This window comes from Bacillus sp. LBA3-1-1.1 (assembly GCF_040676495.1).
Lineage (GTDB): Bacteria > Bacillota > Bacilli > Bacillales > Bacillaceae_G > Bacillus_A > Bacillus_A nitratireducens.
This window is the reverse complement of the sequence record NZ_JBEGIB010000012.1, coordinates 317,590-343,130: the sequence shown is the minus strand read 5'-3', so window position 1 is coordinate 343,130 and position 25,541 is coordinate 317,590. Positions and strand designations below refer to the sequence as shown.

Genomic DNA, 25,541 nt, shown 5'->3' with positions numbered 1-25,541 from the left:
TCATCAAGTTAAGATTTCAAAGGGGAATACTACTATGAATAAAGATATAACAAAAGATGAACAAGTCCCTTCTCAAAGTACAACAGTTCAATCAGCCCATTTAGCGTTAAGTGGACAAACAAAAGGCTTTAAAAGACTGTTACCATTCTTAGGACCTGCTTTTATCGCATCAGTTGCTTATATTGATCCCGGGAACTTCGCGACAAATATCGCGGCTGGGTCACAATATGGGTATTTATTACTTTGGGTAATACTCGCTTCTAATTTAATGGCTGTATTAATTCAAACTTTATCAGCCAAATTAGGAATCGCTACTGGGAGAAATCTTCCTGAAGTAGCTCGCGAAAACTTCCCCAAACCAGTTTCCATTGGTTTATGGATACAAGGGGAACTCGTTATTATGGCTACAGATTTAGCTGAATTTATCGGAGCAGCACTCGGCTTATACTTACTATTTGGAATTCCGATGTTACCAGCTGCTTTAATTACAGCGGTTGGGTCATTTATTATTCTTGAATTTCAACGCAGAGGCTTTCGTCCATTAGAAGCTATCATTACAGGGATGATTTTTATCGTTGTTATCGCTTTTGGTATCCAAGTCTTTTACGCAAAACCGGAATTAAGTCCTCTACTCTCAGGACTTTTCACTCCAAAATTCCAAGGTGTAGATAGCATCCTTTTAGCAGCCGGAATTTTAGGTGCGACAGTAATGCCACACGCGATATATTTACACTCAGCCTTAACGCAGCGCCGCGTAGTCGGAACAAATGATGAACAAAAGAAAAAGATTTTCCGCTTCGAATTCATCGACATTATTATTGCAATGGTTATCGCTGGAGCAATTAATGCGAGTATGTTAATTGTAGCAGCCGCTTTATTCTTTAAAAACGGCTTGCATGTTGAAGATCTTGATGTTGCTTTTAACCAGTTCAGTACTTTAGTCGGTCCTGTATCAGCTGCTTTATTTGGAATCGGACTCTTATCAGCTGGATTATCTAGCTCTTCTGTCGGTACAATGTCAGGTGATATTATTATGCAAGGATTCATTCGAATGCATATTCCGTTATACTTACGCCGATTTATTACAATGATTCCACCATTAGTTATTATCGCTTTAGGTGTAAATCCAACTTACGCTCTCGTCATGAGCCAAGTCGTCTTATCATTCGGTATTGCCTTTGCATTAGTACCACTCATCATGTTCACAAGTAATAAAAAGATTATGGGCGCACTTGTTAACCATCGCATTACAACCTTTATCGCTTGGATCATTGCTGCACTTGTTATCATTTTAAATATTTTCTTACTGTATCAAACATTTGTAGGTTAACGAAAGAAGAAGGCTGTCTCAAGTTTGTGTCGGAGACAGCCTTCTCTTTTGAATTATAAATTTTCATCATCTATTTACATGACAGACCGTGCTTTCAACAAATTTTATAAACTCTTCTTCCTCCTCAATAAATGGAAAATGATTACTGTATTCAAATGTCGACATTATTGCATTTGGCATAAGCTCCGCTACTTCTACTGCAAATTCATGAGGACACTGTGCATCATAAATTCCAGCGTAAATATGGGCTTGTATATTTACATTCTCTAATTGTAAACGTAAATCAAATGTAGGTAACTCCTTATAAGAAAAATAATCAAGACGTTTTGATACTGTTTTACCGCTGTTCGGTCTAGTAATCATTTCATCATAAGCTGATTCATTATATAAAGACATCATTGTCCACTCTTTGTTTACGGCACGTCTCTCATCAATTGTAGAAGCCATGTCCCTGAGCACTGCAAATATTTCTCTTAAACGAGCATTTTGATTATTTTCTCTACAATAAATACTATTTTTGTGATTCATATACTCAGCTGATGCACATAATCCGCCAGCTATAATTTTCACAAGCCTCTCTGGACACATTATCGCATACTGTAAAGCAAGCATTCCACCTGTAGAATGACCTGCATACGTCCAATCTTTAATATTTAACGCTTCACGTATCGCCTCTAAATCACGTACTGCATCTACCATTCCTAGATTATATTTAGTGGTATCATGTGTAGAATTTCCGCACCCTCTTAAGTTTATAAGGTACACTGTGTAATGATTCGTAAATGCAGAAGCAAATAAGTTACCATTGCTATTAAACTCACTGTATAAATGTGTTATACAAAGTGGTTTTCCTTCTCCCTTTTGAAAATACTCAAATTTCCCTCTATCAGTTTCAACATAACATTTCTCCCACATCAACGCTTCCCCCTATTTTCCTTTTATATATTCGCCTTTTTCCGGCATTATCGCACCTTTTTCAGTTCGAAAGTAAAGTGGTAGTCCTTCCGAAAGAAATATGCTCACCTTGGATGGATCCTGCCTTTGATGATGAATATGTAAATGCGGCTCACTTGAACTTCCTGAGTTACCGACTTGAGCAAGTACCTCTCCTTCATCTACATGTTGTCCTTCTTTAACTTTAATTGATCCTTTCTTTAAATGGGCAAGAATCAAAAATGTCCCTGATTCATCTAGTCGTAAATAAATATGATTCCCCGCCATTGACCGAAAATCATCCGATCCCGGAACTAAATCTTTTTCATGATTATCAATTGATACAACTGTTCCAGAAGCTGGTGCCATTACTTTCGCTCCATATATTCCATAATCCTCTAACTTACTACTTTTCATTTCAGCAGGCGGAATAAGAATATCATATGCCCATCGTTCATTTGGTTTTATAACATGATAGTTCGTTTCTAATCGATCACCGCCCCAGCCCACTAGTGCTCGTTCATCTAAGGGAAAACGAACGACTATTTTAGGGCTTATAGAATGTACATCTGCTGGATAAGCAAGTCCCCCTATGTTAGCAAACCATCCTAAAGGCCAAGCTCCAATTATAGAGAAAAGAACTATGAAGAGTAATATTCTATCTATTCGCTTTCTGAAAATGCCTTTCCACACAAATAGTAATGCTGATCCTATCAAAATAAAGATTGATACTAAGCTAAAGGCTTGTATACTCCACCAAACAATGACTGATATAACACCATTAGCTAAACAAACTACACTCCAACTTATAATTAAAAACGCAACTAAAATTACCAATACATATTTCTTCCACATGTTGTATCCCCACTCTCATATCTTTGTTCTACATGATACGAAGTGAAAATTACGACATACAAAAGAAATACTTACGACTTTCTTACATTTCTTTATACTGCGGTAAAACGATAGTGAAAACAGTTTCTTTATCGTTACTACGCACAGTGATATCTCCTTTATGAAGTTCTGCTATACTTCTCGCAATTGCAAGTCCCATCCCTTTTCCCCCGTATGAGAGCTACGTGATTTTTCACCACGATAAAACTTTTCAAAAACGTAAGGAAGGTCCTCATTCGGAATGCATTGTCCAAAATTTTTAATTTCTATTTCAACATTCATGTCTCTTTTAGAAACTTGAATTAAAAGCTCCTTTCCGTCTTTCCCGTACATAATACTATTACTAATTACATTTTCGAATAGCCTCACCACAAGCGCTACATCCATTTCCACATGTAACTCTTTATCACCTTTAATACAAAAGCTCATATCGGCATCATCTAGCTGTGGTACAAAATCAATCATGATTTGTTCAATGAACGCTTTCATATTTACTACACTTTTATGTAATTCAATCTCTCTATAATTTATTTGACAATATTCTAATAAATCATCTACTTGATTTTTTAATTCATAACTTTTTCGCTTTAATATACTTACATACTGTTCACATTCTTCTCCATTTGAATGAAGCTGATTCCCTAACAGGTCCGCGTAACCTATTAGAGATGTTACAGGTGTTCGTAAGTCATGAGAAATATTACTAATCATTTCATTTTTCATTTCCTGCGATTTTTTTTCATTCTCGATAGACTCTTTTAAACTTTTGGCCATTCTATTAACATTCGCTGCTAATTCACCAATCTCGTCATTTTTTGAAATAGGTATATGTATTTCCAAATTACCACTACTTATTTCCTTCACACTCTTGTTAATTTCAGATAATCTTTTCATCATTGTTTTTGTCATGAATGCAAAGTATATTGTAGTAAAAATTAAAAAAGCTATTAAATATAAAAATGAATATTTTTCCTCTAACGCAGTAACATGACTATATATATTTCCAATTACAATTTGAAACGCTATTATACTTACAGTTGCTAACAAAATGCTACATATGAACGCGATAAAAAACTTAGCTCTAATGCCTTGTAATGATTTAATCTTCAATTTTATATCCGACTCCCCAAACATTTTGAATAAACTTCGGCTCTTTTGGATTCTCTTCAATTTTATTTCTCAATCTTGCAATATGAACCATTACTGTATTATTACTTTCATAGGCCCTTTCTTTCCAAACGCTCTCATATATTTCTTCAATAGTGAACACACGATTCCTCGTAACTGCCATTAAGCACAAAATATCATATTCAGTTTTCGTAAGATTGATTGTTTCTCCATATAACATTACTGTTCTCGACACTTCATCTATTTCTAAACCTCTAATGTTTATTTTCTTTTCTATTACTTGAACGGTATTTTGATTAAAATATGTATACCTTCTTAATTGAGCTTTCACTCTTGCTATAAATTCAATTGTACTAAACGGCTTCACAATATAATCATCTGCCCCAGTGCTAAACCCAATTACTTTATCTACATCTGATGATTTAGCGCTTAAAAACATAATTGGCAAACTATATTTCTCTCTTATCCTTCTACACAATTCAATCCCATCCATTTGAGGCATCAAAACATCAAGGATAGCAAGTTGAACATCATTATTATTCAATACCTCTAACGCCTCTTCTCCGTTGTCAGCACTAAAAACAGTAAAACCTTCTTGCTCTAAATTTACGTTAATGAATCGAATAATATCTCGATCATCATCTACAATTAAAATTGAGTTTTTCTCCATATCTAAACCTCTTTTTGAAATATATTCCACAATCAATTTTAACATAAATTAAAATCATCATTACACCTTGAATAATCTTTATTTTCAGATTAAAGTATACAATAACAAATACATTCTAGTTTCATATGAACAGGAGTGAAGGCATGTTTCCTATATTAAAAACTGAGCGACTTATTTTAAGAGAACTTACTGAAGAAGATGCACCGAGTATATTAGATTGCTTTTCTAATTCCGATGTCCTGCGCCATTATGGCCAAAAACCATTACAAAATCTCGATCAAGTAAAGCAAATCCTTAACAATTTTAAGTTGAGTTACAATGAAAGACGCGGTATAAAATGGGGCATCGAATTAAAAGACAAGAAAGGAATCATTGGAACAATTGGTTTTCATGATTGGTCTTCTGAACATAAACGAGCAAATATTAGTTATGCCTTTTTGCCTGAACACTGGGGAAATGGATATGCTACTGAGGCAGTTTCTGAAATAATAGGTTACGGCTTCAATACGCTCCATTTAAAACGTATCGGGGCAATTGCCTTTCTTGAAAACGAGGCTTCAAATAAAGTGCTATTAAAATTAGGTTTTGAAAAAGAAGGAGTTCTAAAAAATTATATGTATCAAGATGATATTCCATATGATACGAATTTTTATTCTTTATTAAAATCGATTTAATAGAATTAATGTGTAAAAACTCATATCAGTACAACGGATTCAGGTAGTGGATTTTTAATGAGGGATGGAAAAACGAACGGTTTTCATTTCTTAGATCATCGTACGACTGATGCGAAGTACAATACATTATACAATCTAAAAAAACGGTACATGAGCAAAATCTTACTCATGTACCGTTTTTACGTTCTTTTTCTGTTTTCGCAATGCTTTTGGAATGTATACACAGAAAGGTTCACTTTCCATGTAATCCCCCGTCATCGCATATGCTCTAGAACGAGATCCCCCACAAACATATCGAAACTCACAAACACCGCACTTTCCTTTATACTTATCCGGATTACGAAGGTTTTGAAAAACAGGGGAGTTTCGATAAATCTCAGCTAGCGATGTTGTTCTAATATTCCCAGTTTTAATCGGCAATAGCCCACTTGGATATACATATCCAATATGAGAAATAAATACAAAACCGTTTCCATCATTCACCCCTTTTGGAGCACACCCAAGCCCATCAATTCGCCCCGTCGTCCCATTCATCAATACATCCTGATATTGAATGACCTGATTTTCCTTTTTATGTTCCTTCATTTTTTCTTGAATCACAACACGACTATAGTGCTGACCGGCTGTTGTTTTAATATCAAAATAAACCTTTTTACTAAGTTGATATAGCCAATGGAATACCTTTTCATGTTGGGCTAGTGAAATCATATCTTTTTCCTTACCTCGTCCTGTTGGAACTAGGTAAAATATACTCCAGAGTACACATTCTAATTTTTCTATTAGACTAAATTATCTAAAAGGGCAAAGCTTCACAACTTTTTATAAACATCGCGGATTTCTTCAACACATCACATCTTTTTTAGTTATCAAGACCTAAATCGTAAAAAGTCATACAAAATAAAGGGCGATACATATTATGCATGACTAATATGTATCGCCCTTTTAATTGTTGTTCAACAATCGCGCCCGTTTGTTGAAGATTATTAAATTAAGGATTTTCTTTACAACGCCAAACTCAAAGTAGTTGTTCGTACAACTTGTTTCCATACCAATCACACACCTTTGTAGAGTAGTAGTATCAGTATGTCCAAAGTTGATAGATTTTTCGCACCAGAACCATTTTTCTTATATTTTTTTAATAATCCTATTAAGTTTTTTGTAAAATTCACCTTTTGTTTTTACATGATTAAACTGATTCGGATTAATATTAGCTTTTTGAGAGAGTGCTACAATCTCTTCTTTTGTAATTGAATCTTTAGTATTTATAGATGCTATATTTGTATATTTTCCATCTTCTGTTTTTGGAATTTCTAAAATTCCTTTATTTATAAGATCCACTACAGCCTTATGCCCTGAAGAATGTGTATCTACACCAGTAATTTTCCAATTATGCATAACTTTTGGCGTGTATACACCCTTCTTTACCTCTTTTAAATATGTAATAGCAAGGTTACGAATGGTTCCACCTGTTTCTCCGAATGCATTCTCTTGTTTAGATGACCAAATTTGTTCAAACTTACGCCCCTCTAAAGCTCCACCTTTCGCCTGAAGAGCCTCCATTCTATATGCATTCATTCCCAGCGTCATAACATCGTTCGTTTTGATTGGTTTATTTGTACGAATAGAGCGTAAATTTGTAATTCTACTTCCATATGGTTTTGTTAAGTCAATTTCGTATTTTACGCCTCCGAAGAAATCGTTCGTACTGTATTTAGAAGCACGGCGGGTTTTATCAAAGCTAACTGTTACATCTCCGGCACGAGATGAGTTAAAGTACCCTGCTGCCCATTCCATATAGTCTTTTAAATCTTTGCCAGTTACCTTATATACTGTAATTTCTCCCAAAGCATATTGATAATTATACGCAATATCTTTTTTCTTAATAGGACCTACATCCAAACGGGCATTATCATTATCAATTTGATGGGCTACTACATCTGCTTTGCTGTAGTAGAGCATGACTTCATGAAAGAAATCTGATAAAGGTGTCTCTTGAATCTGCACACTTGGAATACCCTTTATTTCATTTTCAGGAACAAGGTTTCTACCCTTTAATTGAGCGACTACAATATTTGCATCTCCCCTCGCATACTCGTGAAAAGGTGTCAGTGTGTCTTCAAGTGTAGGATCAGATACTACTGTTGTTCCATCAGTATTTTTTACAGGTATAGCGGTAGCAGTTTTATCTTTTAAAACCAGCTTTCCATCTTGCTTTGTAAAAGTAAGGTCAATACGTGAGATATGTGTTCCATATTTATCTGGTTCTGTAATAATAACGCCATTTACAACTTCTTTTTTAACAAGTTTATGCATATGAGCTGCAAAAATAGCACTTAGTTCCGGACAAGCATTCGCAATATCTTGAACACCAGTACCAGGGATTCCATTCTCATTTTCTAGTCCCATATGCATAACGCCTACCATTACATCTACTTTACCTTCTAATTCTTTAATGGCCTTCTTTGTCTCTTCTACTGGATTTTTCACCACTAAACCATCCAAATGATCTGTCCCTTTTTCAAAATCACTAATCATTGGTGTATTCATGCCAATAATCCCGACTTTAATTCCGTCTTTTTCAACAATCGTATATGCAGGAAGAAAACGCTCTCCATTTTCCTTGTAAATATTTCCTGCTAACGTCTTTCCCTTATATTGCTCACTAACTTTTTTCAATGTATCTAATCCAAAGTTAAATTCATGATTTCCAAATGCCCAAGCATCATATCCCATTGCATTCATCGCTACCATCATTGGCGATTGTGGCTGATCATTGAATAACTCTACTGAGTTTCCTTGAATTGTATCCCCAGCATCTACTAATATGGTATTGGGATTTTCCTGACGCACCTTCTTTATAACCGTATAAAGCTGCGTTAAACTTCCACTCGTATTTGCACCATCAAGCGCATAATCCCAAGGCATAAATCTACCATGAATATCTGCAGTACCCAACAATGTAATATTAACATCAGATTCCTCAGCTTTAGAGATAGCTGGTTTGACTGTTACTGCTGTTACAAGAAGCATAAGAATTACAAAATAACATACATAGTTCTTCCATTTCATTTTTTGCATAATAACAATATTTCTCCCCTTTTTGTAATGTCATAAAGTTGCTTGAACTTTAAAAATGTAACTTATTATTTGGAAAACTTCAACTACAAAAAATTATCACTATCCGACTGGAATTATGCCTTCCAACTCAGTAATTGCCTCACTAATTAACTGCTCTATTTTTTATAAAATCATCAATTTGATTAAGTTCCGTAAGAATAAACAGATTTGAACGCATCCAATAAGGTTTTGATTGCTTATTGTCTGCTACTACCTCAATACCTACAATTCCTCTTTTGTCATGTAAGAAGAATCTCATAGATAAGAAATGAGTTACATTGTCTATATCCTCACCTGAAACCCATTGAAACTCATGTAGTTTAAAAGTGGAAAGCTTGATTATTCCCTCTTTTAAAACTTCAAGTTCTTCATTGGTGGTATATATATTAATGTTCGCAGTACCATAAAATCCAGTAAAATCAAAATTCAATTCAAAAAAACCGGTATCTTCCCATATTCTTTTTATTTTTATATTCGGTTCAAGCATTTTGGTCTATCCTCCCATAAATTGCACTTTCCAATTGAGAATATTATAACCATCTCCCCTTAACAAAACGGTTCCGTTAGATAAGTAAAAAATAATGTATATTCTATATATGCGAGGTTTACATAACTCCACTTATCGGTAGCAAGGAAAAAGCAGATCCCTACTCTCATAAAGAATTTACCTCTTTCTCTTTCTATCAATCCATGCAATTTTTTATACATTCCTGTCATAGTGTGGGTTCTCTTTTGTTACTGGATTAGCCGAAAAACTCTATAAAACCCTGCATGTTTTTAGCGTGGGTTTTTCCAAAATACTGGTGATGGCACACCGCAATATTGCACGTCAGCAATACCAAAAATGGACTTCGCCTTCGGTAGTAAGAATCCCACTGACGTTAGTCAGCTTGCCTTTTTAGGGGTGGGAATGTCAATATATTTTCCACCATAATACAAATTCAAAACAATTTAATTAAAAATGAGAAAACTATTTTTCTTTTTTCCATGCTATTTGAAATTCCCCACGATGTTCTTCCGTTTTAATTTTAACCTTATATGTATCATCCTTAGGTACTTTAATATTATTTTCGCCTTTTCCACTATTAAACTTTAATATTGTATTATCATTTGAATCTACAACATAAGCAGTTATAGTTCCTTGTTTCGTTTTATCGTCAAAAGAAAATATCCAATTCTCACCTTTTTTAACTTTCATATCTTGAGTCGCAGAGCCAGTAAATTTTTTATACTTCCCAGATATACCATCTGAAGCACCATGGACTTTACCACCAACGATAGTTCCCTCTCTTGTAAAACAACCACTAAGAACTACTAAACATAAAACAAATAAAATTGTATTTTTAAAAACTTTCAACATCATTACCTCTTTTCTAAAACCATAAAGAACGTACTATCCGGTAGCGCAACTGCATTCCCAGACTCATCTTTAAACTCAATTTTCTCGCTAAGATGATTTGTATAGCCATCCTGCAAATAGTTCATAGCTTGAACGATGTTTACTTTATCTCCAAAGATACCCTTTACGAAATCCTTATAGTCGTTTGGCGTAAAGATTCCAAACTGCTCCTGCACCTCATGAACGAAGGAATCCTCGCCCCAGGTATACGTATATAAGAACTCCATCGCATCGTTAACAGGCATTTTGACTGTATTGTCTGCAAGTACCTCATACTGGATTATACGCCCCTTAAATTCATGGACATACTGCTCTAAGAACTTCATTCCGCCCGCATCTTTAAAACGAATCACACGCATTAACGTTTTATCTTCGGTCATGATGCCATCACGAATGATAATACGCCCCCCTGGCTTTAACACCTCATAGGCACTTTGCAGCCCCTTTTTAATTACTTCATGATTGAATTTCTTACCTTCATACTCGATATAGGAGAACAGCTCATGAAGGATAGAAGAATATACAATCGTATCAACCGATTCTTTATCAAACGAGCTACTTAAGTTGATTGCATCCCCTTTAATGACGTCCCAAGACCGATCCTCTTTCTGCTTCTTCTTTTTCAACGTATCAATCACGTTTTCAGAAATATCGATACCGTAGATTCGTTTATTTTCAGTCTCTTCTTCAATCATATCTAGCATGACACCACCACCGGCTCCGACATCTACAACCGTATCTCCCTTTATATAATCAAGAATAATTCGTTTATCATCAGCCGAACTATTCATATGCTCCAGATACACTTCTTCGTTATGGAATCTATCATACGCATCCTTACGTAACCCGAAGAAATCAAATAGCAGCACATTTGCCCGAGCATGCATCATATCTATCTTTTCTGCCTCTACACAGAATGTAATTAACGCCTCACCTACAGCAGAAAACTGAAACGACACGTACGCAGTCTTCATATCTTCATCAACTTTAGCCTCAAAAGAAACATGCGTTGTATCTGGCTTCTCGTTCTCACGGTACTCTCGTAGATACTTCTCAATAACCCGCTTACGATACACGTTGTCCTTCTTCTCGTCTTTGAAATCATAGTGCAACTGCTGCATCAATTTCTCGAAATGGATATGCTGAACCTTTCCAGTGCCTATCTCGTTCTTTAACATAACAAAAACTGTCCAAATATCCTCGAAGCTAAGAGCATGCATAGACGGTTCTACATACCACAAATCCTTATCAGATAAGAAGATTTGAACGCCACTCTTCTCGCTCCCCATAATTATATCTTTTTCAAATGCTGACTCCTGATGTTTTGGCGTGAGTCTATGTATGCGAGAAGTAAATGGCTCCGCATAACCATCAAACAGACCATCAATTGTAATCTTCACATCGTCCTTTACTTCACTCCACAAGGATTTTGATACGCCCTCAATAATACATTGATTAAGATAGTATAGAATCTCCTTTAACCTAACGTCTCCGTACTCTTCTTTATACGTGTGAATCAAATCAACATGAGAGTCTAAGCGAGCCTCCCCGCGGATATACTGTCCGATTAATCCATGTGTTCTAATTAAATCTCGAACAAACAAATACTCAGTAGAATTTAAGTTTGTCTCTATACGTTCGCTAAACTGAATATCAGTAAAGATATCAGCAGAACCCTCGTTATGTACCAATAGGTTAATCCCGTTTTTCTTCCATTGCTCCCGCTGTTTTAAAGAGCCTACCTTTGCAAGCTCACTATACGTTAATACCTGTTCAATAATGCGATACGCTTCTTCATCTAAAGACAACCCCTCTAACACTTGCAGCGTACGGTGTACATAGTACAACACTGCATCTGTCTTTAATGCACCGAGTACCTTTACATTCTCATAGTTTTGATGTATCTCCTCTGCCTCGATTAGATGCTTTAACCACGTAGGGAGAGCATCAGAAAATCCTTCAATGTATTTGTTTAGAACTTCAATGTTTTTCAACTTATTTACCCCCATATATAATCAATATCTGTAGTACTGGGACACCTTCTCCAAAAAGATCATCACCTTATGTCCCCCTAAATGCTACTACTTGCTATTTACCATCTACATCTCTTTCAAATACAAATGCATCAAACCTAGTCTTTTTATCATGTAAAAGAGAGTTATCAATTTCGTTACTAACATGCCAAGTTTGTAACACATTCTTTTATTCATCTCTTATTTTAACTTCATCAGGAATTTCGGCGGATCGCTTCTTAAATTGATGAACATATGTTGTGACAGAATCAACTGAACATGGAAACGGCAAGCGGGTGCACTCCACTTGCCGTTTTTTCATAGCTTAGTATGTATTTGAATTTCTTTTGCTTTCTCTTTTTCACCCTTCACGCGTACAATTAAATCATATGATCCGGATTTTGGCGCTTCAAAAGAAAGCAAACCTTCTTTTTGAGAAGTGACTTCTTCTTCATAAATAACCTTATCATCTTTTGTAACTTGCAATAAAATCGTACCTTCTTCAACGGCTGCTTCATAAGGAATTTCCACATTTCCTTTTTCAGCTTTAAGCGTTTGCACATCGTAATACCCTTGCAACGAACCAATTTTCAAATTCGTTTCGCCATTTTTTTGAACCTTTGTGACTTGTGTTGCTGTATTGCATGCGCTTAACAATACAACAAGAGTGAGAATCATAAATAAACGTAGTAATTTCATAGAAATTCACCTTTCTTTATGTATATGAATTAAGATTCATTCTTTAACTATTTCAAAAACACCAATAGCTTAAAAGAATCACTGCTTTTCTTCAATTTCTTTTTTAAATAATTTTTGAAACTCTAATTCTGTTTCATTAATAAAACCAAGATGTAACACACTAGAGATATCTTCATGATTCAAAAAGAAATTGTACTCTGAAGAAATATTACCATGAGGGAAATAACAACATACATAATCCCATGTTTTTTTTGTTTCAGAATCCATCTATCTTCTTCCATAAACCATTAATGGATGTTCCCAATCTTTAAACATTACAACAGAACCTATTGGAAGTAATTCTAACTCTAAATTTTGTCCCACCTTATTTCGCACCTCTTAAAATAGCTTTTTTTACAATAAAATAAATAATAGAAAATAGTAAACAAGCTCCAATTGTACCGAAGATTGCAACTGAAATGTTACCTGCTAATGATTCATTTGGATCTAATGCATTAGGTAAAACTGTCCCAAAAATTGCAATGCAAGCTAATATAATCATAAAATATTTTAAAATTTTCACTTTCTTATTCACACTAATTTTCTCCTTTATTCTTTAATAGCAAACTCTCCACCAAATCCCTGTACAATATTTTCTTTAAACATACCTACACAATTATAATTTGAATCATAAATAGCCCAATCATAATTTTCAGATTCACTATGAAAATATGCAAGTATTTCTCCATTATTTGTTTCCAATCCAAAAACTTGTTTATTTTTAAAAAAAGGTAATGTTGAAGAAATCATCTTTGTTCCTGCTACATATTTCCCATCAGGAGTATATAAACCCAAATGCTTATTACTTTCGGGCAATTCTAATAAAATGTAAGTATCGATATCCCAAAAATTTAAACCGCTTTCAACTATATTCTCTTTTAATAAATTCCCTTTTCTTAATTGCCAAAATCCAATACCAAAAACAACAAACGAAACTATAATAATGAAAATTACTGGTCCCCAATTAATATTACCCCAGGTATTATACATACCAATTAATCCATAAAGAAAAAGCCCAATTCCAATCAGACACTTAAACTTCCCCTTTTTTTATAATAATCAAATAATTTCACACAAACACCTCTATCAATTCATCTTAATACCCAAATTACCTTTTAAGTATACCAAGGACAAAATATATAATCTAATATTTTTTTTATATAATTAAAAACAAACATAGTTACAGTAAGAAAATGCTTGTATGCTGATCTGTACTGCATTCCCTTATTCCATGTATGCTATATTTCTATTCTTCTTTTTCTAATATTAAAATCCTACAAAGAATAGAATAGCATTCACATATTTCGTTTTTGAAATTATGTGAATCAAGAGCGAATTCAGCTTTTTTTAACTATTTAATTTCGTTTACTACTAACTTCTTTTTACTTAAATAAATTGCTCGATCTAATTTTTTACAATTTCTTATGAATACATAGCTACAATTTTTCATTTATCTCCTTTATAAGGCGGGAACACCACTAAAAGATTCCCCTGCACTCTGTAAAAAAACCTTACTTTTAAAAGTAAGGTTTTTTATTTATTTCTTATCAATATAAGCATTCTTATAAATGTAAACACCACCAAATTGATGCTTTTCAATTCCTTTTACATAATCCTTTTGTACATAAGCGGAACCAATATGATAAAGCGGTGCTACCGCAGCGTCCTCTAATATGACCTGCTCAGCTTCTCGCAACGATTCCCATCTTTTCTTCTGATCTAGTACAAAATCATTTTTAGCTTTTTTTATTAGTTCGTCGTAATGAGGATTGGAGTAACTCATTTTATTATTTGGGTTACTTGTCGTAAATATCTCTAAATAACTAATTGGGTCTTTATAGTCTGGTCCCCAATTTACCATAGATATATCGTACTCACCTGTTTGTTCTAATTGTAACTTTTGCTTAAATGGCTGTTGTTTAATTTGTATCGTGAGTCCTTGCAAATTCTTCTCTAAGTCACCTTTTATATATTCCGCCATACGTTTTGCGTTATCTTGTTCAAACGTTAAAAACTCGAGTTTTACCTGTTCTACCCCAAGTTCTTTTTTCGCTTCTTCCCAAATCTTTTTCGCTTTTTGTAAGTCGTATGGAGAAATATCTCCATTTTCTTTTCTGAAATCTTTACCTGTTTCTTCATTTTTGTGACCTTCTGGTATGAGCCCATTCGCAGGCTTCGCTCCATTATTAATAAAATGGGCAACAAAATCTTCTTTATTTAACGCTAATGAAATGGATTGACGAGCTTTTTTATTTGCTAGTGCGCTATTTTTTTCGTTAAAACGGAGCATTGCAATTCCAGGATCGCTCGACATATGCAATTGCTTATTCCCTTTATACTTGTCTACAAATTGAGAATTAATTGATACTCGATCCAAATCGCCAGCTTCATATAAATTTACTGCTGTCATTGTATCCTTCACAATTTGAAAGTTTATTTCATCTAATTTCACTTTCTTTTTATCCCAATATGTATCATTTTTCTTCAATTGAAATTCTTGTTCATGCTTCCATGTCTCTAGCACGAATGGACCATTATATATGAGATTATTAGGTTCGAGCCCGTAATTTCCCCCTTGTTCTTTCAAAAATGATTCATGCTGTGGTAAGTATATAGGTAGGGCTAGCAACTGTAAGAAATATGGAATCGGCTGTTCTAGTTCCACTTCTAACTTATAATCATTTATGACTTTAACCCCGAGTTCATCAAGAGGCATTGTCCCCCTGTTTATTTCTTTCGCATTTTTTATATAAAACAGCATGTATGCATATTGAGACGCTGTTTCAGCACTTACCGCTTTTCTCCACGCAAACATAAAATCATTTGCTGTTACTGAGTCTCCATTTGACCACTTTGCATTTTTACGCAAATCAAATGTATATTTTTTACCATCTTCACTTCTTTCAAAAGATTTTGCTATAGCGGAAGTTGGATTATCTTGATCATCTAGCACATACAATCCCTCAAATATGTTTTGCATAACGTGTGCTGATGTACCATCCATCGTTTTCGTAGTATCAAGGGAAGGAATTTCTTCTGATACTGTTACATTTAACACTTGTTTTTTAGCTTCTACATCACTTTTATTCGCTTTATTATTACAAGCTGTTAAAAATAAAGATGTAACAAGTGCCATTACCATTAAACGGCTCTTTTTTCGCTTCATGAATTGCGCTCCTTAAATATAAAATATTATAAAACGTTATATTTTGTTGCTTCCATTATAATAAACCATTATTCATTATTAGTCGTTAATTATTCTCATTTTATTTAGCGACATATCAGCGATATTTTATGTCTATTTCGTATAGGTGTTAGCAAGTTCGTTTGCAAACTTGTTAGCGCTTTTTATATTTCTTCTATTACATACACCTTCACAAACACATCATACTTAGCTGCTAACTCTTCCAGTTTCTTTCCTCTGTATTTTGGGACAGTAAAGAAATGAATGACTGGCATCTTCCCGTTATATTTCTGCTTATATATTTGTGTGAACTCTTCATACTTTTTTAACTTCTCTTCATTCACTTTCATTTTCTGTGACCGATCTACTTCGACTCCATGAAGTATCCCTTCTTCGTCACGAAATTTCACATCAGGAATATAAAAAAATATGAGGTAACATTGAAATCATCATTCCAGATGAAATAAAGAAAGAACACAAAAAAGAATTAAAGAGAATGGAGATAGCTCATCCTCAAAAATAAAAATAAAAGCCGTAATTAACGGCTTTTATTTTTTGTCACCAAACTATTCTTTTGTTAAAAAATTATTAATTCACTTTAATATATTCATACCACCACTTACCACCTGGTCGAGTATCCATCCACCAAGTGATTTTATCTAGTTCTGAATTAGGCAATACCTCAGTTTGGATATAAGCAAGACCTGTTAATGGATTAACAACAACTTTCCCCTTTGTTCCTCGTTCAACCATAGCTTGAATCGCTTCATTTAGATAGTTTGTCCCGAATTCACCAGACTTAACATATTGATATCCACCATTAGAACCGCCGTTTCCTCCGCCATCTCCAACAGTTTGTCCCGTTAGAGCATATACGATAGAATTTGCGATTTTATCAACATTCCATTTAGCCATGTCGGATTCGTTATCGATGAATCCTAATTCGATAAGAATAGCTGGTGCTTTAGTTCCATTCAATACGGCTAAATCAGTACGTTGTTTCGCACCACGATCACGCCATCCAATATCTTTTGCTAGTTGAGCTGAGATTTTAGCCGCTAGGTCTTTTTGATCATAATACAGAACTTCCACACCCTGCCCATTCCCATCACTTGCATTAAGATGAAAAGAAACAACCAAATCCACATTATGGGAATTACTATTTCGAACGATATTATTTAAATTTTGCGCTTGAGTGCTTCCTACTTCGTCTGTATCATCATAGACTGTGTGTCCTAAAGCTCTTAACTTAGCTGCCACCGCATCTTTCACCTGACGATCCATAATATGCTCTTTTCGATTTCCAGAATTAGCCCCTTGTACAATACTGTTGTGCCCTCCGTGTAAACTATAACGAGTCATTATTCAACATCTCCTTTTTTATTATCATATTCAGAACTTGTCTTATTGCTCTTGTCACTTAAAATTTCAACTACACTCGTTAGTGCTGAAGGTTGCGGAATTTCCATACGACCAGCGTTTTCTAAAAGTGAAAGCAACTCATTTCCGATAAAAAATTGTCGCTTCACGAATAGCACTATTACTTCCAAGTGCTGTATCTAATTGGGTTGCCACTCCGATCAAAAGAAAAAGCACCGCCTTTTTGCGATGCCTTTGAAGCCAACTTTACTTTTTAACCTGCACACAGGACGTTCAATGCTCCGTAAAAAGTACCTGTATCTACACTGTTTATTGTTCCAAGTGTAACCGTATTCCCGTAATCATTTGTACCTCCGAAAACAGTAATGATATCTGCGTCATCGGTCATGTTTGCATATCTTGTACACATTGGCTGGTCGTGTCCTTCCCACACTGCTATACGAGACCCCGAAATACCATAGTTGTAAGGAATTATATTATTAACATTACTAATCACTTTCCAATAAGGAGTGTCTGCATAATTTAGTGATGTAATACTATCTCCTAATACAGCACATATTACAGCAGAAATACCAACAGAAAAATGTCACATTCTTTTGAATGTTTATTCGTTCAATAAAAAAAGCTACCCTATTCTATTTTCTAGAAAGGATAGCTTTCTCAAAAAGGTATATAAATACCTATCTTTGTAAACCACGTTTATAACGACTTGCTTCAAATATAATAAGCTCTTCATCTAACGTTTTACATTCGCCATTCCAAACGACACGTTTTCCGTTAATAATTACATCGCTTATATCTTTTCCACTAGCAGCATATACAAGGTGTGATAACACTTCATCAGCTGGTTGTAAATGCGGTTTATTCGATGGATCGATTGTAATAAAATCAGCACACTTACCAACCTCAAGTGATCCCGTTTGTTTCATCCCAATTACTTCAGCTGCTCCTTTCGTCGCAAGAGAAAGAGCTGTTTCAACTGGTAATGCTGTTGCGTCTTGATGAATACCTTTTTGTAATAAAGTTGCTATACGCATTTCTTCAAACATATCTAAATTGTTGTTAGATGCCACACTATCTGTTGCAATTCCTACTTTCATTCCTGCTTCTAGCATCGCTTTTACATTCGCTATACCAGATCCCAGTTTTAAATTACTATTTGGATTATGAGCTACGCGAACATCATGTTCTGCTAAGAAAGTACGCTCATTTTCATTTAATACTACACCGTGCGCAATAACTGTTGGGCGTTTAAACAACCCGCAACTTGCTGCATATTCTACTGGACGTTTTCCGTACTGTGCTTCAATATCACGTACTTCACGCTCTGTTTCCGAAAGGTGAATATGAACCATCGTTTGATTTTCTACGGCAATACGTGCACACTCTTCTAACAATTCTGTAGAACATGTATATGGACTATGTGGTGCAACCATCGTAGTTAACATGCCACTTTCGTTATAATAACGCTTCACATATTTCTCAGCTTCCTCAATCGCTTTCTTTTCGTCTTCTTTCGTTCCGAAGCTAAATAAAGTTCTTGAAACAGCAGCTCGCATCCCGCTCCTTGATACCGTTTCCATAATTGCGTCTTGATCTACTCCAATTGGATTAAACATGTCAGAGAATGATGTTGTACCACTTTTCACCATTTCAAGTAATCCTAATTCCGTGCTAGCGACCGCTAGCTCTGGCGTAAACTGACTTTCAAGTGGCCAAATTCTCGTCTCAAGCCATGGCTGCAATAACATATCATCTCCGATACCTCTCAAAAGGCTCATAACAACATGTGTATGTGTATTGACAAGTCCTGGTAAAACCCACTTTCCTTTCATGTCAATTACTTCATCTACTTCAAAATCGTTAGCGAATTCTCCGCTATTTATATCTATAATTTGATCATTTTCTACAATGATATATCCATTTTCTATCACTTCATTTTGTTCATTCATCGTTGCAATTGTAGCGTTTACATAAGTTGTTTTCAAAAGTATTTCCCCTTTCAACTCTATGAAGTTCCCTTTAATAAGTTACCACCATTATAGTAACTTATTAAAGATTAAGAGTCAAAAGATAATTTTAATTCTTTCGTTGTCTTTTCCTTTAAAATGCTATATTGTTTTTCATTTGTATCTGCAAATGCTTCTTCCCGATTTGATTTCTCATCCATATAATTCAATTTTTCATTGAATTGAGTCTCTGTAAAATCAAACCTCTGCCCACCTATACAGTTATAAAAGTGCCACACCTCTCCTATTTTTGTCTTTTTAATTTTCCCTCCATATATATCTTGAACGACTAGAGCCGTTACACCACACTGTCCCTTTGCTGGATTTTCAATTGTCCACTTTGAACTTGTTTCAATTGACCACGATTTTATTAGTGCTTCATATATTCTTTTTCCCTTTACATTATCCATTTTCAGCTTCTCCTACTATTAATAGTTTTACACATCATATTTCAAAAGAGGCAGTAAACGCTCCTTAAAAACCGTTGATGGTGTCTCTCCGATTAACTTTGCTCCCATCTTCAAGTAAAGCCCTTTTGCATTTGGATCACTATCAATTGTAAAACTTTTTATTCCTAGTCCCTCTGCTTGCTCTATTACAAACTCCCAAAGTATTTTCCCGTACCCTTTCCCTTTGTAACTAGGATGCATGTATAGAAAATCGAGAGCATTGTCATTACGTAAAAATGAGAAAAATCCAATCTTCGTATTATCGTTTTCTAAAACATATACAAAATTATTTTTTATGTACTCTTCTGTAATTGTTAAATCTTCCTTACAAGCAAGTATGAATTCTTCACTATAGTTCCACGTTGCTTTTGAATGTAGTGCGAGTTCACTTAATTCATTCGCTTCACTTAATAACGCTTTTCTTATCTTCATGATTCTTTCTCCTCACCTTCGATATGTAAACTATAAAAATGATTCGAAAAATAATTTGAAAAACCTTTTATTTTCATAGATTAGAGATTATTTTTGTAAATCTTTATTATAGGTAACAATTTTTAAAAAGAAAAAGAACGCCATTCCTGAAAATTGGCGCTCTTTTTCTTTTAACCTATCTGGCATATTATATTAAGAATTATTTGTTTTACTACTCCTATAATACACACCTATACAGTTTCTAATACCGCTTCAAGCATTGTTCCATTTTTAGCATAATTCGTATGCCAAGAAAAAGCTTTTTCTAACACATGAGGAGTTTGTCCACCTCTTGTTTGTGCTTCTTCGAAATAAGCTCTTAGCTGGTCACGATACATTGGATGTACGCAATTCTCAATAATAAGTTCCACCCTTTCTCTTGGCGCAAGTCCTCTTAAGTCAGCATACCCCTGTTCAGTCACGATAACATCTACATCATGTTCAGTATGGTCTACATGAGAAACGAAAGGAACAATACTTGAAATGTTACCACCTTTTGCTATCGATTTAGTAACAAAGATAGCTAGACGTGCATTTCTCGCAAAATCACCAGAACCACCGATACCGTTCATCATTTTTGTACCTAAAACATGAGTAGAGTTAACATTTCCGTATATATCTAATTCTAAAGCAGTATTAATAGAGATTAATCCAAGGCGGCGAATGATTTCAGGATGATTAGAAATCTCTTGCGGGCGCATCATTAATTTGTCACGATATTTTTGAAAGTTAGAAAATACTTGTTGCATTTTCTCTTCAGAAAGCGTGATGGAGCAGCAGGAAGCAAAATTGACTTTCCCAGCATCCATAAGATCGAAGACCGCGTCTTGTAAAACCTCGGAATACACTTCTAAATCTTCAAATTCCGAATCTAACATTCCATGAAGAACTGCATTGGCCACTGAACCAATTCCCGATTGTAACGGCGCTAAACTATTTGTTAATCGGCCTACTTTGACTTCTTTTCGAAGGAACTCTATTAAATGTTGTGCCATAATAACAGTTTCTTCATCTGGAGGAACGATTGTCGATGGCGAATCCAATTGATTCGTAAACACAATTCCCTTCACTTTTTCAGCATCAATCGGAATACCGATCGTTCCAATTCGATCATCCGTTTTTACGAGCGGAATTGGAAGTCTCTCTCCTTGTTTACCTGGTTCATATAAATCATGTAGCCCCTCTAGTTGCGCGGATTGAGCCATATTCATTTCAATAATAATGGACTTAGCATTTAGGGAAAATGCTAAGGAATTTCCAATTGAAGTGGTTGGAATAATCATTCCGTCTTCGGTAATCGCAACCGCTTCCAAAATAGCGAAATCTATATCCATAACGTCAGCACGGAGTAACTCTGCTGTATGAGACAAGTGCTGATCCACAAATAAAAAGTCTCCGTTATTAATTCCTTTTCGCATAGTCGCATCGGCTTGGAAAGGCAACCTTTTCCCTAAAATTCCTGCCTCAGCAAATAATTTATCTACATCCGAACCTAAGGAAGCTCCAGTATAAACATTTACTTTAAAAGATTTATCATTCTTAACTTGGTTCACTAGCGCAAATGGGACTGCTTTTACATCCCCAGCACGTGTAAATCCACTTAATCCTAAAGTCATTCCACTTTGAATCCATGAAGCTGCTTCTTCAGGTGTAACTACCCGATTTTTTAAACGTTGATCCCTGATTCTATCCAAATTATTCTCCATATGTAATCCCTCTCTTAATGAATATTTATAATTATTTTACACATTAACACTATCAAAATAGGGATTTTCGTACACAATGCCGAAAATTCAGATAAAACAGCGGATCTAGGTTCTAAAGCAGAAAAATCTAGAATCCTAGAAGCTTACGAAAATAGCTAGCATACGATTGACTAACTGGTACCCTCTCTCCGTTATCCATAGAAAGTAAAAAAGTAGAATGGGTATCAGGATAAATCGCTTTAATATGATTAACATTTACAATAAATGAACGGTGACACCTAATAAATGAATCTTTCGGAAGCAAATATTCGAATTCTTGTAGAGAGTACTTATGTGTTCCTGTTAACTCTTCTGAATTCACATACGTCTTTTTATCTTTAGCCTCTAAATACATCACCTTTGAAAAAGGAACCGGAACCCATCCGTCTGTTGTTTTTAAAGTAACGACTGACTTACCATCCGTTAAAGCGGGATAAATTGCCGTCACGCAACCTTCAATCTTTCCATTATTTGAAAATGGTACGGCCATTCCATGATAAGGAATACCGAAAACATCCCGGTTAATAAACTCAGAGGCTTTTTGCTTCGTTACCATTGCTTTATGAGCAATCGTCCCTTCCTTTATAGGATCACCGGCGCTAATCTTTAAATCAATTCGTTTACTTGGCCGATAGTAAATATATTCTTTCGTATTCGAAACGGCGATTGAAATTTCATCTGAAAATAATTCCCCAACAACATCTAGTAGTATACCTAATGTTTTATCTTCCATAGTATTAACACCTCATTTACTATTATACTACTATTATGATTTGTAAAACCGTTCAGCAATTTGAACGGTTTTACAAACAATTTAGTTCACCTTAGCCCCATAACATCTTGCCACTGCAACTGCCTGTGCTATATCTAATTTCACATTTTTTAAATCAAAACTTGTAAAATCAATTCTATCAACTATCGCTCCTTTCAAATCTGCACCACTAAGTTTCGCCTTACCTAATTGTGCACCTGTTAAATCCGCTTCACGTAAATCTGCTTTTTCTAAATTACATTCATATAAGTCAGCTTCAATTAAACGTACACCCTTTAGCATTTGTTTACTTAAGTTCGCGAACCTTAAATTTGTATATGACCAATCACCCGATATTATTGTTATTCCGTCTAAATTCGCTTCTTCAAAATCGGAGCCAGTCATTTTACATTCTTCAAACTTAGATACGAATAAATTCGTACCAACAAACTTACAATTTGCAAATGTAGTTCCTTGATGGATAGAAGCATTAAAAAGAGAACCAGTAAAATCACATTCTATAAAATTACAATTTTTAGTAAAAACTTCTGGTGCGTCTATCCCTCTAAAACGGCATTTTATGAAGGTACAATTTTTTAATTCCTCTTCTTTAATCAATTCATATTGAAAATCTATTTCTATATATTCTTTATTTACAAATCCACCCATAATCTTTCCTCCATTTCCTCAAAGAAACCTCACTTCAAAAAAGTGAGGTTTCTTCTCATACAATATGTCTATCTAACCAAGAAATCAAATCTTTAAACACTTCATCTCTATTCACTTCATGGAACATTTCATGTCTACCATTTTCATATAAACGTAGTGTCACGTCTTTCACACCACATTTTTTATAGTTTTCATAAACTTCTGTTACACCTTTTCCCATATCTCCAACGGGATCACGATCACCAGAGAATATATGTATTGGAAGATTTTTTGGCGTCTTCTTGTATTCTTCTAGTTTATTTACTTCTAGTACACCCGAAAATAATTCTCGATAAAAACTCGTCGTACAAATGAATCCACATAACGGATCCGCAATATATTTATCAACTTGATTCATATCTGAAGATAACCAATCAAATTTTGTACGATTTGGTTTAAAGTGCGAATTGAAATTTCCGAAAGATAAAAAGTTTAGCATCGGGCTTTTCGTTTTGGGCCCGCGTAATTTCATCTCAATTGTCGCTACTTTATAACCGATACTTCCTAAAAGCCCTGGATTTCCACCAGTTCCTGAAATAAGAAATCCATCATATAGTTCACCTCTAAGTTGTACAGCTCTTCTTGATAAAAAAGATCCCATACTATGTCCAAGTAAAAACAATGGACCTGTCTGCTCTTCTTTTATCATTTCCGAAACAAAAATCACATCAGACACAGCCTGATTCCAACCTATATTTGGTTCGAAATGACCATAGTCTTCTTCTCTTTTTACTGTTTTCCCATGCCCTTTATGATCATGAGCATAAACACCATATCCTGCTTCTAATAAAGCATCAATAAAGTCTGTATAAACACCTGCATATTCTGTCATACCATGTGCAATTTGAATAATCCCTCGCGGATCTCCTTCTGGTAACCACTTACGCAAATAAATTTCCGATCCATCCAATGCCGTAACGAAACTTTCCTGTACGTTCATTTCGTCAGCCCCCAAATCTATTATGTATCTCAAAAAATGAATATCCATTCATTATTCTTATTATGTATTATATGCAATTGCTTCTATTATGACAAATGCATTCATTCATTGTTTATCTTTCAAACTATTCTCTTGACGGACCTGAAATAAAATTATATAGTTACTTACATAAAGTAACTATATAATTTTTAGGAGGTTTTTACTATGATGCCATCACTATTTTTAGCACACGGTTCACCAATGCTTGCTATTCAAGATACAGACTATACACGCTTTTTAAAGACACTTGGAGAAACATATAAACCGAAAGCTATTGTTATTTTTACCGCTCACTGGGAAAGTGAAGTATTAACGATTTCCTCTTCAGATGAAGAATATGAAACAATTTATGATTTTGGAGGTTTTCCTCCTGAGTTATACGAAATCAAATATCGTGCGAAAGGCTCTTCTAGCATTGCGTCTATGCTAGCAACAAAATTTAAAAACAAAGGCATTCCAGTCCATCATAATATGACGAGAGGGTTAGATCATGGTTCATGGACACTCCTGCACCGTATGTATCCAGAAGCAAATATTCCTGTCATACAAATATCAGTAAATCCATTCCTTCCTGCAAAAGAACAATTTGAAATTGGAGAATCACTAAAAGGACTTGGACAAGAAGATATTTTAGTAATTGGCAGCGGTGTTACTGTTCATAATTTACGAGCATTGAAATGGAATCAAACAACACCTGAAAAATGGGCAATTGAATTTGATGATTGGATTATTAAACATATGCAGACCAATGATAAAGATGCATTGTTTAATTGGGAGAAAAATGCGCCTCATTCACAATTGGCTGTTCCACGAGCAGAGCATTTTGTACCTTTATTTATCGCAATGGGTAGTGGTGAACAGACAGGGAAAGTCATTCACCGTAGCTACGAGCTTGGTACATTAAGTTATCTTTTCCTTCAGTTTTAATAAAAAAGGATGAAGCAACTATCGCTTCATCCTTTTTACTGTT

The 25,541-nt window shown here is 34.8% G+C and carries 22 protein-coding genes and 7 pseudogenes; 3 read left to right on the top strand and 26 right to left on the bottom strand.

Going from position 1 to position 25,541, the window contains the following annotated elements; translation table 11 throughout:
- The first annotated feature begins 34 nt into the window (after positions 1–34).
- Entirely contained in the window at positions 35–1,330 is a 1,296-nt protein-coding gene (locus MRBLBA3_RS12740; protein ID WP_097809162.1) for an Nramp family divalent metal transporter, read from the top strand.
- A 66-nt stretch (positions 1,331–1,396) separates the two neighbouring features.
- Here MRBLBA3_RS12740 and MRBLBA3_RS12735 read toward each other — a convergent pair whose 3' ends face one another.
- The 4 genes and pseudogenes from MRBLBA3_RS12735 to MRBLBA3_RS12720 form a co-directional block, all read right to left on the bottom strand.
- Positions 1,397–2,245: an alpha/beta fold hydrolase gene (locus MRBLBA3_RS12735; protein ID WP_363381533.1), complete on the bottom strand. Its 849-nt coding sequence runs from the start codon at positions 2,243–2,245 to the stop codon at positions 1,397–1,399.
- Positions 2,246–2,257: 12 nt separating this feature from the next.
- Positions 2,258–3,118, bottom strand: a complete 861-nt coding sequence (locus tag MRBLBA3_RS12730; RefSeq protein ID WP_212090202.1) for a M23 family metallopeptidase — start codon at positions 3,116–3,118, stop codon at positions 2,258–2,260.
- A gap of 82 nt (positions 3,119–3,200) precedes the next feature.
- Positions 3,201–4,267: pseudogene (locus MRBLBA3_RS12725) on the bottom strand (sensor histidine kinase).
- Entirely contained in the window at positions 4,257–4,955 is a 699-nt protein-coding gene (locus MRBLBA3_RS12720; protein ID WP_212090197.1) for a response regulator transcription factor, read from the bottom strand. The pseudogene MRBLBA3_RS12725 and the gene MRBLBA3_RS12720 overlap by 11 nt, the downstream one beginning before the upstream one ends.
- 143 nt (positions 4,956–5,098) lie before the next feature.
- Between MRBLBA3_RS12720 and MRBLBA3_RS12715 the strand changes: the two genes are divergently transcribed.
- Entirely contained in the window at positions 5,099–5,629 is a 531-nt protein-coding gene (locus tag MRBLBA3_RS12715) for a GNAT family N-acetyltransferase (RefSeq protein WP_212090195.1), read from the top strand.
- Between the two features lie 162 nt (positions 5,630–5,791).
- Here the strand turns inward: MRBLBA3_RS12715 and MRBLBA3_RS12710 are convergent.
- From MRBLBA3_RS12710 to MRBLBA3_RS12610, 22 genes and pseudogenes are all read right to left on the bottom strand, one after another.
- A pseudogene (locus tag MRBLBA3_RS12710) lies at positions 5,792–6,412 on the bottom strand (SPASM domain-containing protein); the annotation flags it as partial.
- Between the two features lie 342 nt (positions 6,413–6,754).
- Positions 6,755–8,707 (bottom strand): bifunctional metallophosphatase/5'-nucleotidase, encoded by a 1,953-nt coding sequence (locus tag MRBLBA3_RS12705; protein ID WP_212090193.1) that lies wholly within the window; start codon positions 8,705–8,707, stop codon positions 6,755–6,757.
- Between the two features lie 142 nt (positions 8,708–8,849).
- Positions 8,850–9,233 (bottom strand): hypothetical protein, encoded by a 384-nt coding sequence (locus tag MRBLBA3_RS12700; protein ID WP_245003017.1) that lies wholly within the window; start codon positions 9,231–9,233, stop codon positions 8,850–8,852.
- Positions 9,234–9,716: 483 nt separating this feature from the next.
- Complete coding sequence (locus MRBLBA3_RS12695; RefSeq protein ID WP_212090190.1) at positions 9,717–10,106, bottom strand: hypothetical protein; 390 nt, start codon at positions 10,104–10,106, stop codon at positions 9,717–9,719.
- A gap of 2 nt (positions 10,107–10,108) precedes the next feature.
- A complete protein-coding gene (locus MRBLBA3_RS12690) occupies positions 10,109–12,154 on the bottom strand; it encodes a class I SAM-dependent methyltransferase (RefSeq protein WP_363381529.1) in 2,046 nt (681 codons plus the stop codon).
- Positions 12,155–12,475: 321 nt separating this feature from the next.
- A complete protein-coding gene (locus MRBLBA3_RS12685) occupies positions 12,476–12,856 on the bottom strand; it encodes a hypothetical protein (protein WP_212090184.1) in 381 nt (126 codons plus the stop codon).
- 78 nt (positions 12,857–12,934) lie between these two features.
- Positions 12,935–13,219 (bottom strand): annotated as a pseudogene (locus tag MRBLBA3_RS12680) (DUF4176 domain-containing protein).
- Between the two features lies 1 nt (position 13,220).
- Entirely contained in the window at positions 13,221–13,430 is a 210-nt protein-coding gene (locus MRBLBA3_RS12675; protein WP_001036913.1) for a hypothetical protein, read from the bottom strand.
- 38 nt (positions 13,431–13,468) lie between these two features.
- Positions 13,469–13,968: pseudogene (locus tag MRBLBA3_RS12670) on the bottom strand (ABC transporter ATP-binding protein); the annotation flags it as partial.
- A 464-nt stretch (positions 13,969–14,432) separates the two neighbouring features.
- A complete protein-coding gene (locus MRBLBA3_RS12665; RefSeq protein WP_363381527.1) occupies positions 14,433–16,061 on the bottom strand; it encodes a peptide ABC transporter substrate-binding protein in 1,629 nt (542 codons plus the stop codon).
- 182 nt (positions 16,062–16,243) lie between these two features.
- Positions 16,244–16,498 (bottom strand): annotated as a pseudogene (locus MRBLBA3_RS12660) (hypothetical protein); the annotation flags it as partial.
- Between the two features lie 169 nt (positions 16,499–16,667).
- Positions 16,668–16,832 carry an N-acetylmuramoyl-L-alanine amidase C-terminal domain-containing protein gene (locus tag MRBLBA3_RS20100; RefSeq protein ID WP_369811979.1) on the bottom strand — a complete coding sequence of 55 codons (165 nt, stop codon included), beginning with the start codon at positions 16,830–16,832 and terminating at the stop codon, positions 16,668–16,670.
- A 99-nt stretch (positions 16,833–16,931) separates the two neighbouring features.
- Positions 16,932–17,441 (bottom strand): annotated as a pseudogene (locus MRBLBA3_RS12655) (N-acetylmuramoyl-L-alanine amidase); the annotation flags it as partial.
- Positions 17,441–17,716 (bottom strand): annotated as a pseudogene (locus tag MRBLBA3_RS12650) (phage holin family protein); the annotation flags it as partial. The pseudogenes MRBLBA3_RS12650 and MRBLBA3_RS12655, both read right to left, overlap by 1 nt.
- The gene (locus tag MRBLBA3_RS12645; RefSeq protein WP_255259101.1) at positions 17,713–17,847 is read right to left on the bottom strand and encodes a hypothetical protein; all 135 of its coding nucleotides are present in this window, start codon (positions 17,845–17,847) and stop codon (positions 17,713–17,715) included. The gene MRBLBA3_RS12645 and the pseudogene MRBLBA3_RS12650, both read right to left, overlap by 4 nt.
- A 292-nt stretch (positions 17,848–18,139) precedes the next feature.
- Complete coding sequence (locus MRBLBA3_RS12640; RefSeq protein WP_212090176.1) at positions 18,140–19,465, bottom strand: bifunctional S-methyl-5'-thioadenosine deaminase/S-adenosylhomocysteine deaminase; 1,326 nt, start codon at positions 19,463–19,465, stop codon at positions 18,140–18,142.
- Between the two features lie 53 nt (positions 19,466–19,518).
- On the bottom strand, positions 19,519–19,878 hold the full coding sequence (locus tag MRBLBA3_RS12635; protein ID WP_000370947.1) for a YunG family protein: 360 nt from the start codon (positions 19,876–19,878) through the stop codon (positions 19,519–19,521).
- A gap of 27 nt (positions 19,879–19,905) precedes the next feature.
- Positions 19,906–20,349: a GNAT family N-acetyltransferase gene (locus MRBLBA3_RS12630; RefSeq protein WP_212090173.1), complete on the bottom strand. Its 444-nt coding sequence runs from the start codon at positions 20,347–20,349 to the stop codon at positions 19,906–19,908.
- Between the two features lie 230 nt (positions 20,350–20,579).
- Positions 20,580–22,094 carry an acetyl-CoA hydrolase/transferase family protein gene (locus tag MRBLBA3_RS12625; protein ID WP_212090170.1) on the bottom strand — a complete coding sequence of 505 codons (1,515 nt, stop codon included), beginning with the start codon at positions 22,092–22,094 and terminating at the stop codon, positions 20,580–20,582.
- Between the two features lie 127 nt (positions 22,095–22,221).
- Positions 22,222–22,866, bottom strand: coding sequence for a LytTR family DNA-binding domain-containing protein (locus MRBLBA3_RS12620; protein ID WP_000389700.1), 645 nt, complete (start codon positions 22,864–22,866; stop codon positions 22,222–22,224).
- Between the two features lie 81 nt (positions 22,867–22,947).
- Entirely contained in the window at positions 22,948–23,553 is a 606-nt protein-coding gene (locus MRBLBA3_RS12615) for a pentapeptide repeat-containing protein (protein ID WP_212090167.1), read from the bottom strand.
- Between the two features lie 55 nt (positions 23,554–23,608).
- Positions 23,609–24,532 carry an alpha/beta hydrolase gene (locus tag MRBLBA3_RS12610; RefSeq protein ID WP_212090164.1) on the bottom strand — a complete coding sequence of 308 codons (924 nt, stop codon included), beginning with the start codon at positions 24,530–24,532 and terminating at the stop codon, positions 23,609–23,611.
- Between the two features lie 204 nt (positions 24,533–24,736).
- On the opposite strand from MRBLBA3_RS12610, the gene MRBLBA3_RS12605 reads away from it, so the two are divergent.
- The gene (locus MRBLBA3_RS12605; RefSeq protein WP_363381522.1) at positions 24,737–25,498 is read left to right on the top strand and encodes a DODA-type extradiol aromatic ring-opening family dioxygenase; all 762 of its coding nucleotides are present in this window, start codon (positions 24,737–24,739) and stop codon (positions 25,496–25,498) included.
- Positions 25,499–25,541 lie beyond the last annotated feature (43 nt).